Consider the following 9,749-nt stretch of genomic DNA (forward strand, 5'->3'; position numbering starts at 1 on the left):
CGCTTGCCCGAATCAGCATTTCACCCCTACATTAGTCCCTTGTTGTTGCCCTGTTCTGCGCGATCTGGATACCTCTATGCCCACTGCCTATAAACGCGTCCTGCTCAAACTCTCCGGTGAAGCTCTGATGGGCGACGATGCCTTCGGCATCAATCGCGCGACCATCGAACGAATGGTGGCGGACGTGGCCGAAGTGGTCCGTCTCGGAACGCAGTTGGCCGTGGTGATCGGCGGCGGCAATATCTTCCGTGGCGTGGCGGGCGGCGCGGCCGGCATGGACCGCGCGACGGCCGACTACATGGGCATGCTGGCTACGATGATGAATGCGCTCGCGCTGCAGGACGCAATGCGCCACGCGGGCATCGAGGCGCGCGTGCAATCGGCGCTGCGCATGGATCAGGTGGTCGAGCCGTACATCCGGCCCCGCGCGATCCGCCAGCTCGAGGAAGGCAAGGTCGTGATATTCGCGGCCGGCACCGGCAACCCGTTTTTCACGACCGATACGGCAGCCGCGCTGCGCGGCTCGGAAATCGGCGCCGAGGTGGTGCTGAAGGCGACCAAGGTGGACGGCGTCTATTCGGCCGATCCGAAGAAGGATCCCAGTGCGACCCGCTACACGACGATCAGCTTCGACGAGGCGATCGGCCGCAATCTGCAGGTGATGGACGCGACGGCCTTCGCGCTGTGCCGTGACCAGAAGCTGCCGATCCGCGTGTTTTCGATTGTCAAGCCGGGTGCGCTCAAGCGCATCGTGCTAGGTGAGGACGAGGGCACCCTCGTCCACGTGTAAACTCTCGTTTAGATAACGTGGGCTTTGACGCGAGCCCGGGCCGCCGCATCGCGCGTGCCGGCGGCTCGCACCGTTTTGAAGGTTCGGAGGTTTAAAAATGTCTGTGGCTGATATCAAGAAGGGCGCTGAACAGAAGATGCAGCGTTCGATCGACGCGTTCAGGAACGACCTGTCGAAGATCCGCACGGGCCGTGCGCATACGGGCCTGCTCGATCATATCCAGTGCGACTACTACGGCTCGCCGGTGCCAATTTCGCAGGTCGCGAACCTCACGCTGATCGACGCGCGCACGATCGGCGTGCAACCTTGGGAAAAGAAAATGGTCCAGGTCGTCGAAAAGGCGATCCGGGAATCGGACCTCGGTCTGAACCCGGCCACCCACGGCGACGTGATTCGCGTGCCGATGCCAGCGCTCACCGAAGAGCGGCGCCGCGAACTGACCAAGGTCGTGCGCAGCGAAGCCGAAACCGCCAAGGTGGCCGTGCGCAATCTGCGTCGCGACGCCAATGAGCAGTTGAAGAAGCTCGTCAAAGACAAAGAAATCTCGGAAGACGACGAGCGTCGCGCCGGCGACGACGTCCAGAAGCTGACCGACAAGTTCGTCGCCGAAATCGACAAGCTCGTCGTGACTAAAGAAGCCGAGATCATGACGGTCTGACGCCGTTTGGCTCAGCACCTTCAAATTTCACTTCTTTACTGGCATTACTGTTCCGACGGCCATGACCTATACCAGTTCAACCGTGCGCGTGCCTGAGGTCGCCGCGGTGCCGCGACATATCGCGATCATCATGGATGGCAACGGCCGTTGGGCCACCCAGCGGCGTCTGCCGCGCGTGGCGGGCCATACGCGCGGGGTGGACGCGGTGCGGGCGGCCGTCGAGGCATGCGCGCGGCGGGGCGTCGAATATCTGACGCTATTCGCGTTCAGCTCGGAGAACTGGCGCCGTCCTAACGAAGAGGTGTCGTTCCTGATGCGCCTGTTCGTCACCGCGCTCGAGCGAGAGATCGGCAAGCTGCACGCAAACGGAATCCGTCTTCGCGTGGTGGGCGACCTCGAGCGTTTCGACGCAAAGATCCGCGATCTGATCAAGCGCGCGGAAACCAAGACCGCGCGCAACACCCGTCTCACGCTGACCATCGCCGCGAACTACGGCGGCCGCTGGGACATCATGCAGGCGACGCGCAAGCTCGCCGAGCAGTCGGCGCTCGCAGGCAAGGCAGTCGAGGTCAACGAGGACTCGTTTGCCGAACACCTGTCGATGGCCTATGCGCCCGAGCCCGACCTCTTCATCCGTACCGGCGGCGAGCGTCGCGTCAGCAACTTCCTGCTGTGGCAACTCGCCTACACCGAGTTCTACTTCACCGACACGTTCTGGCCAGACTTCGATGCCGACGCGCTCGGTGATGCCATCGCTTCGTACGCCGAGCGCGAACGCCGCTTCGGCCGCACCAGTGCTCAACTCGAGCGGCAATCGCAGAACGTCGATTCGCTTCCATGCTAAAAACCCGTGTCATCACGGCGATCATCCTGCTGGCAGTATTCCTGCCGGTCACTCTGTTCGCGCCGGTGGGCGCGTTCGGCGCGCTGATCGCCTTCGTCATCGTTTTCGCCGCGTGGGAGTGGGCGCGCCTGCTCAAGCTCGACGGCGCGGGTCCGGTGCTGTATGCGCTCGTGGCGGCGCTGGCGCTCGTCACCAGCACGCGGCTTGGGATCGGTACCGAGCACGCCCGGCCGTTCTTCCAGGCGGCCGCGATCTTCTGGGTTATCGCCGGCCCGTTCGTGCTGCTGCGCAAGCCCGTGCTTGCGCAGGGCGCGTGGCGCGCCTTCCTGTTCCTTGCCGGCATCGTCGGTTTCATCGCCTGCTGGCACGCTCTCGTCGCCGCGCGCATGCAGGGCGTGCCGTTCGTGCTGTCGCTGCTGTTATTGGTATGGCTAGCCGATATCGGCGCATACTTCTCCGGAAAAGCGTTCGGAAAACATAAATTGGCGCCCTCTATCAGTCCGGGTAAAACCTGGGAGGGCGCAATCGGCGGCTGGCTGCTGGTGATGATCGTCGCGGCGGTGGCCGTTTTTTTACACGCGTTCGAGCCGACCTTGTATTCCGCGCTGCTCGCGCAACTGGGCGCGCTGCGCACCGTGCTCGCGCTGACCTTGCTGGTGGCCTTCAGCATAGTCGGCGACCTGTTCGAATCGATGTTGAAGCGCCAGGCTGGCGTCAAGGACTCGAGCGGCCTGTTGCCGGGGCACGGCGGCGTGCTCGATCGCATCGACGCATTGCTGCCGGTGCTACCGCTCGCGATGCTGCTGCTCGGCTAGAGAAAGAGATATGCAAAAACGTCTGACACTGCTCGGTTCAACGGGCTCGATTGGAGACAGCACGCTCGACGTCGTCGCGCGTCATCCCGAGCGTTTCTCGATTTACGCGCTGTCCGCGCATCGCAACGGCGACAAGCTCGTCGAGCAATGCCTGCGCTTCGCGCCGCAGGTAGCGGTGGTCGGCGACGCCGACACGGCCGCGCGCGTCGCCGCCAAGTTGCGCGACGCGGGTAGCCGCACCGAGGTGACGTACGGGCAGCAAGCGCTCGTCGACGTCGCGAAGAGCGAGGGCAGCGATACGGTCGTCGCGGCGATCGTCGGCGCGGCCGGCCTTGCGCCCAGCCTCGCTGCCGCGCGCGCGGGCAAGCGCATCCTGCTTGCCAACAAGGAAGCGCTGGTGATGTCCGGCGCGATCTTCATGGACGCGGTGCGCGACAACGGCGCGGTGCTGCTGCCGGTCGACAGCGAACACAATGCGATTTTCCAGTGCCTGCCGCGCGAAGCGTCGCTGCACGGCGGCGTGTCGAAAATCATTCTGACCGCCTCGGGTGGGCCGTTCCGCACGCGCGAGCCGGCCACGCTAGTCGACGTGACGCCGGATGAAGCCTGCAAGCATCCGAACTGGGTAATGGGCCGCAAGATTTCGGTCGATTCGGCCACGATGATGAACAAGGGACTCGAGGTCATCGAGGCGCACTGGCTGTTCGGCCTGCCGGGCGAGCGCATCGACGTGCTGATCCACCCGCAGAGCGTGATCCATTCGCTGGTGTCGTACGCGGACGGCTCCGTGCTGGCGCAACTCGGCAATCCCGATATGCGCACGCCGATCGCCCACGCGCTGGCATTCCCGGATCGGGTCGATTCAGGCGTCGCGCAGCTCAACCTCGCCGAGATCGCGTCGCTGTCGTTCGAGAAGCCCGACTACGCGCGCTTCCCGTGTCTCGCGCTGGCGATGAAGGCGCTCGCTGAAGGCGGCATTGCCAGCGCGGCGCTGAATGCGGCGAACGAGGTCGCGGTGGAAGCGTTCCTCGCACGGCGCATCGGCTTCATGACGATTGCCGAGGTGGTCGACTCCGTACTCAACCGGTTGCCGAACCGTAGCGCGCATGCGCTCGACGACGTGATCGAAGCGGACGCCACCGCGCGCCGCGCCGCGACCGACTTCATCGCGCGCCTGCCCGACGGCGCCCGTCGCACGGAACGCCCCGTCCAGTGAGGCGTTTATGAACCTGCTGATCGAACTGCTCGCTTTCGCGGTTGCGATTGGCGTGCTGGTGGTGGTCCACGAGTATGGGCACTACAGCGTCGCGCGTCTGTGCGGCGTGAAGGTGCTGCGTTTTTCGATCGGCTTCGGCAAGCCGCTCGTGCAGTGGGTGAGCCCGCAAACGGGCACCGAATGGACGATCGCCGCGCTGCCGCTCGGCGGCTACGTGAAGATGCTCGACGAGCGCGAAACCGGCACCGCGGCGATCCCCGCCGCGGATTTGCCGCATGCTTTCAATCGGCAATCGGTGTGGCGGCGCTTCGCGATCGTCGCGGCCGGCCCGATTGCGAACTTCCTGCTGGCGATCGTGCTGTTCGCGCTGGTGTTCGCCACCGGTGTCACCGAACCGGCGGCCGTGATCGCGACGCCTGCGCCCAACACGCCTGCCGCGCTGGCCGGCTTCGAGGGTGGCGAAACGATCGTCGCCGCGCGTACGGGGAGCAGCGACGAAGCGGCGCCGGTGCGCTCGTGGTCGGATCTGCGCTGGAAGCTGCTCGGCGCCGCGTTCGATCACCAGCACCTCGTGCTGATCGCGAAGGACGCCCACGGCACGTCCGATTTCCCGATGGATCTGCGCGGCCTCGGCGACAAGGACGTCGACGATGATTTCATGTCGCGTCTCGGTTTCGAACCTGGCGGCGGCAAGCTGACGGTGGCGGGGGTGCAGCCGCGCAGCGCCGCGCAACAGGCGGGGCTCGTCGCGGGTGACCGGCTGCGCGCAATCAACGGCACGCGCGCTGATAATGCCGCGGCCTTCATTGCTTATGTAAAATCGCACGCCGGCGTGCCGGTCACGCTGCAAGTGGAGCGTGGCGGGGGCGGTGGCCACGCGGCGGGTACGCTCGACGAACTCAGTATCGTGCCGCAACTGCAACGCGACGCGGCGAGCGGGCAGCAGGTCGGACGCATCGGCGCCGAACTGGCGACCCAGGTGCCGTCGATCGACGTGCGCTATGGACCGGTCGAAAGCGTGCGGCTCGGCGCGCGCCGCACGTGGGACCTCGCGGTGTACTCGGTGCGCATGTTCGGCCGGATGATCGTCGGCGAGGCGTCGTTGCGCAACCTGTCCGGTCCGGTGACGATCGCCGACTATGCAGGCAAGAGCGCGCGCCTCGGTCCGTCCGCGTTTTTGTCTTTCCTGGCCCTTGTCAGCATTAGTCTCGGCGTGCTGAACCTGCTCCCAATTCCGGTATTGGACGGGGGGCATCTGTTATATTATTTGGTTGAAGCTGTGACCGGTAAAGTTGTCTCCGATCGCTGGCAACTCGTGTTTCAGAGGGCGGGTCTCGCCTGCATCGTCGCGTTATCGGCGATTGCGCTGTTCAACGATCTGGCTCGTTTAATCCATTTTTAAAGTGTCCGGCGGCGTTCTCGAGGGCGGCCGCCCGGCCTGATACAGCTATACACACTGGGGAAGCACGTTGTTCAAACCTCATCGCTTTGGTCCAAAGACGGTTATAGCCGCGGCGTTCGCCGCGCATGGGCTGGTTGCTCACGCAACGACGCCCTTCGTGGTGCAAGACATTCGCATTGAGGGATTGCAACGCGTCGAACCCGGCACCGTGTTCGCGTACCTGCCCATCAAGCAAGGGGATACTTTCTCCGACGACAAGGCATCCGAAGCGATTCGCGCGCTGTATGCAACCGGCTTCTTCAACGACGTCAAGATCGCGACCGAAGGCAACGTCGTCATCGTGCAGGTGCAGGAGCGCCCCGCGATTGGCACGATCGATTTCGCCGGCATTCACGAGTTCGACAAGGACAATCTGAGCAAGGCGCTGCGCGCCGTCGGGCTGTCACAAGGTCGCTACTACGACAAGGCGCTGGTCGACAAGGCCGAGCAGGAACTGAAGCGCCAGTATCTGACGCGCGGCTACTACGCGGCCGAAGTGACCACCACGATCACGCCGATCGACCGCAACCGCGTGTCGGTGCTGTTCTCGGTCGCCGAAGGTCCGAGCGCGAAGATCCGTCAAATCAACTTCATCGGCAACAAGGCATTCAGCACCGGCACGCTGCGCGACGAAATGCAGCTGTCCACACCGAACTGGTTTTCGTGGTACACGAAGAACGATCTATACGCGAAAGACAAGCTCACCGGCGACCTCGAGAACATCCGTTCGTACTACCTGAACCGCGGCTATCTCGAGTTCAGCATCGAGTCGACCCAGGTGTCGATCACGCCGGACAAGAAAGACATGTATCTGACGGTCACGCTTCATGAAGGCGAGCCGTACACGATCTCGAATATCCGCCTCGCCGGTAATCTGCTCGACCGCGAAGCCGAGCTCAAGAAGCTGATCAAGATCAAACCGGGCGACCGTTTTTCGGCGGAAAAACTGCAAGCCACGACCAAGGCAATCGTCGACAAACTGGGCGAATACGGTTACGCGTTCGCGACTGTCAATGCGCAGCCGCAGATCGACCAGAAGAATCACACGGTCGACCTGACACTGCAGGTCGACCCCAGCCGACGCGTCTACGTGCGCCGCATCAATGTCGTCGGAAACACCCGTACCCGCGACGAAGTGGTGCGTCGAGAAATGCGTCAGCTTGAAAGCTCATGGTTCGACTCGAATCGTTTGTCGCTGTCGAAGGACCGTATCAATCGTCTCGGCTACTTCACCGACGTCGACGTGACCACGGTGCCGGTGGAAGGCACGCCTGACCAGGTCGACATCGATGTGAAGGTCGCCGAAAAACCGACCGGTGCGATCACGTTGGGCGCGGGCTTTTCGTCGACGGACAAGGTGGTGCTGTCCGCGGGTATTTCGCAGGACAACGTGTTCGGTTCGGGCACGAGCCTGTCCGTGAACGTCAACACCGCGAAGACGTACCGTACGTTGACGGTTACGCAGGTCGACCCGTATTTTACGGTGGACGGCATCAAGCGGATTACCGACGTGTACTACCGCACGTACCAGCCGCTGTACTACTCGACCGATTCGAGCTTCAAGATCGTCACGGCGGGCGCCGACCTGAAGTTCGGCATCCCGTTCTCCGAGGTCGACACCGTGTACTTCGGCGCCGGTTTCGAACAGAACCAGCTCGACATCGATGCGAACACGCCGCAAAGCTACATCGATTACGTGCACGAGTTCGGCCGCGTGTCGAACAACGTGCCGCTCACGGTGGGCTGGTCGCGCGATGCGCGCGACAGCGCACTGGTGCCGAGCCGCGGCTACTTCACGCAGGCGAATGCCGAATACGGCACGCCGATCGGCGGCACCCAGTACTACAAGGCGGACATCAACGCGCAGTACTATTACTCGTTCGCACGCGGCTTCGTACTGGGCTTCAACTTCCAGGGCGGCTACGGTAACGGCCTCGGCGGCAAGCCCTATCCGATTTTCAAGAACTACTACGCGGGCGGTATCGGTTCGGTGCGGGGCTATGAGCCGAGTTCTCTCGGCCCGCGCGACGGCAAGACAAACGATCCGATCGGCGGCTCGAAGATGCTCGTCGGCAATATCGAACTGACGTTCCCGTTGCCCGGAACAGGCTATGACCGCACGCTGCGTGTATTCACGTTCCTCGACGGCGGTAACGTCTGGGGAGAAGCAAGTTGTACGACGAGTGGGTGCGCAAGCACCGGCTCGAACGGCCTGCGCTACGGCTACGGTGTGGGTCTCGCGTGGATTTCCCCAATCGGCCCGCTCAAGTTGAGCCTTGGTTTCCCGCTCGTCAAGCACACAGGCGACCAGTATCAGAAGTTCCAGTTCCAGATCGGGACGGCGTTCTGATCGCGCGCCGGGCGGTCCGGCCGCGAGCGGCTCCTCCGCGGCGGGTCTGGCCAAACTACGGTATCGAGAGGATGACTTTGCTAAACGGTATGTTTTCAAAACGTGTAGCGTGCGCATTGGCGCTGGCAATGACCTTGGGGGTCGGCGTCGCGCATGCGCAAGAGGCGAGGATCGCCGCGGTGAACTCCGACCGTATCCTGCGCGAATCGGCGGCGGCGAAGGCCGCGCAACTGAAGCTCGAGGCCGAGTTCGCGAAACGGGACAAGGATCTCGCCGATATGGCGCAGAAGCTCAAGTCGATGTCGGATGCGCTCGACAAGAATGGCGCGTCGTTGTCAGCGGCCGATCGCGCGCAAAAGCAGCGTGATCTGTCGCAGCTCGACTCGGACTTCCAGCGCAAGCAGCGCGAGTTCCGCGAAGACCTGAATCAGCGTCGCAACGAGGAACTCGCCGCGGTGCTCGATCGCGCGAACAAGGTCATCAAGCAGATTGCCGAGACGCAGCACTACGATCTGATCGTGCAGGAAGCAGTGTATGTGAGCCCGCGCATCGATATCACCGACCAGGTACTGAAGGCGCTGGCGGCGTCGGGCAACTGATCGGCTATGCCGTTTCCGGGCCGGCGTGGACGCGTGTCTGGAATGGCGGAACCGGTTGAAAGGCACCAGGCATGTTGCAGCGGACCAGAGTAAGCGCTAAAGCGCCAACTCTGGTCGACAGCGTTGCAGCGGACCAGAGTAAGCGCTAAAGCGCCAACTCTGGTCGACAGCGTTGCATGGGACCAGAGTAAGCGCTAAAGCGCCAACTCTGGTCGACACATCAGACAGGACAGGCATGGCATTTACGCTCGAGGACATCGTCCAGCGGTTCGGCGGTGAAGTAGTCGGAGACGGTTCGCAGCGCGTGGGCAGTCTCGCGCCGCTCGACCAGGCGGGTCCGGACCAGTTGGCGTTCCTCGCCAATCCGAAGTATCTGTCGCAGGTCGAAACGACCCGCGCGGGCGCGGTGCTGATCAATGCCGGCGACCTTGCGAAACTCGCGTCGCGCGATGCCCGTAACTTCATCGTCACGCCGAATCCCTACGCTTACTTTGCGCGCGTCGCGCAAACCTTCATCGATCTCGCCGCGCCGAAAGCCGTTCCCGGCGTGCATCCGAGCGCAACCATCGATCCTTCCGCGCAGATCGCCGCGAGCGCTGTGATCGGCCCGCGCGTCACCGTCGAGGCCGGCGCGGTGATCGGCGAGCACGCGCGGCTCGACGCCAATGTGGTGATTGGGCGCGGTACGCGCGTCGGCGCGAACTGTCATCTTTTTCCGAACGTCACGTTGTACCACGGCTGCAAGCTCGGCGAGCGCGTGATCGTGCACGCGGGCGCGGTGATCGGCTCGGACGGTTTCGGCTTCGCCCCCGACTTCGTCGGCGACGGCGACGCACGCACGGGCAGTTGGGTGAAGATTCCGCAGGTGGGCGGCGTGTCGATCGCGAGCGACGTCGAAATTGGCGCGAACACCACCATCGACCGTGGCGCCATGGCCGACACGATCATCGAAGAGTGCGTGAAGATCGATAACCTCGTGCAGATCGGCCACAACTGCAAGGTCGGCGCCTACACGGTGATCGCCGGCTGCGCGGGC

General features: G+C 63.5%; 9 protein-coding genes. All 9 read left to right on the plus strand.

All coding sequences use genetic code 11. The features are described from left to right. Window positions 1-76 precede the first annotated feature (76 nt). Window positions 77-790 (plus strand): UMP kinase, encoded by a 714-nt coding sequence (pyrH, locus tag VGH68_RS25020; RefSeq protein ID WP_006048674.1) that lies wholly within the window; start codon window positions 77-79, stop codon window positions 788-790. A 97-nt stretch (window positions 791-887) separates the two neighbouring features. Further along, complete coding sequence (gene frr, locus VGH68_RS25025) at window positions 888-1,448, plus strand: ribosome recycling factor (RefSeq protein ID WP_331606397.1); 561 nt, start codon at window positions 888-890, stop codon at window positions 1,446-1,448. A gap of 61 nt (window positions 1,449-1,509) precedes the next feature. After that, window positions 1,510-2,292 carry a polyprenyl diphosphate synthase gene (gene uppS, locus VGH68_RS25030; protein ID WP_331606398.1) on the plus strand — a complete coding sequence of 261 codons (783 nt, stop codon included), beginning with the start codon at window positions 1,510-1,512 and terminating at the stop codon, window positions 2,290-2,292. Next, complete coding sequence (locus VGH68_RS25035; protein ID WP_331606399.1) at window positions 2,286-3,107, plus strand: phosphatidate cytidylyltransferase; 822 nt, start codon at window positions 2,286-2,288, stop codon at window positions 3,105-3,107. The genes uppS and VGH68_RS25035 overlap by 7 nt, the downstream gene beginning before the upstream one ends. A gap of 10 nt (window positions 3,108-3,117) precedes the next feature. After that, the gene (locus VGH68_RS25040) at window positions 3,118-4,323 is read left to right on the plus strand and encodes a 1-deoxy-D-xylulose-5-phosphate reductoisomerase (protein WP_331606400.1); all 1,206 of its coding nucleotides are present in this window, start codon (window positions 3,118-3,120) and stop codon (window positions 4,321-4,323) included. 7 nt (window positions 4,324-4,330) lie between these two features. After that, window positions 4,331-5,725 carry an RIP metalloprotease RseP gene (rseP, locus tag VGH68_RS25045; protein ID WP_331606401.1) on the plus strand — a complete coding sequence of 465 codons (1,395 nt, stop codon included), beginning with the start codon at window positions 4,331-4,333 and terminating at the stop codon, window positions 5,723-5,725. A 67-nt stretch (window positions 5,726-5,792) separates the two neighbouring features. Further along, entirely contained in the window at window positions 5,793-8,114 is a 2,322-nt protein-coding gene (gene bamA, locus VGH68_RS25050) for an outer membrane protein assembly factor BamA (RefSeq protein ID WP_331606402.1), read from the plus strand. Window positions 8,115-8,191: 77 nt separating this feature from the next. Continuing rightward, window positions 8,192-8,713 (plus strand): OmpH family outer membrane protein, encoded by a 522-nt coding sequence (locus VGH68_RS25055; protein ID WP_331606404.1) that lies wholly within the window; start codon window positions 8,192-8,194, stop codon window positions 8,711-8,713. 235 nt (window positions 8,714-8,948) lie between these two features. Next, a partial coding sequence (lpxD, locus tag VGH68_RS25060; RefSeq protein ID WP_331606403.1) for a UDP-3-O-(3-hydroxymyristoyl)glucosamine N-acyltransferase occupies window positions 8,949-9,749 on the plus strand: 801 nt, incomplete at its 3' end.

It is taken from the genome of Paraburkholderia sp., assembly GCF_036488505.1.
In the GTDB taxonomy this organism is placed as follows: Bacteria; Pseudomonadota; Gammaproteobacteria; order Burkholderiales; family Burkholderiaceae; genus Paraburkholderia.